Consider the following 559-nt stretch of genomic DNA (forward strand, 5'->3'; position numbering starts at 1 on the left):
GTATGCGGACAGGTGTCGCGGCTCCAGGGCTCGACCTCGCCACCGCGCGGCACGCCCGTTCATTCGGCGACCGCGTGTGCCCAACCGCACACCCAGGCGGCACGGCGGGCGCTATAGCCACGATGATGACCGTATGGGGAGATCACGGACGAGACGGACAGGGGTCATCGCGCTTCTGCTGTTGCTCGGGTCGACGGTGGCCGCGCTCGTACTGTCCCGGCGCTACCACCTGAGCAACGGGGCGGCGCTGGTCGGGCTGGTCGGTGGCGTCACGGGGCTGACGGGACTATGGCTGACCTGGGCCGCGTTCAAGGCGGATCGCGAGGAGACCGCGGAAGCCGCGGCCGGGAACCTGACCTTGCCCGAGATCGCCGACCAGCTGGCGATCGCGGTGCGCCGTCAGTGGGAGGACGAGGCGGCGCTGCGCCGGTTGAACGACCCGTACCCGCTGCCGGTGCGCTGGGCCCCGGCCAGCAGCACACTGGTGGACGACTGGGCGTCGCTGGTCCGCCTGGCGACTTCCGGGGCGGGCTGGCCACCACCTCCGCCACCGGGGACC

General features: G+C 72.1%; 1 pseudogene. It reads left to right on the top strand.

Annotation, left to right across the window (positions count from 1 at the left end):
• Positions 1-196: 196 nt before the first annotated feature.
• A pseudogene (locus tag G6R24_RS21300) lies at positions 197-559 on the top strand (hypothetical protein); the annotation flags it as partial.

The sequence above is a fragment of the Candidatus Frankia nodulisporulans genome (assembly GCF_902806475.1).
GTDB classification, from domain to species: Bacteria; Actinomycetota; Actinomycetes; order Frankiales; family Frankiaceae; genus Frankia; species Frankia umida.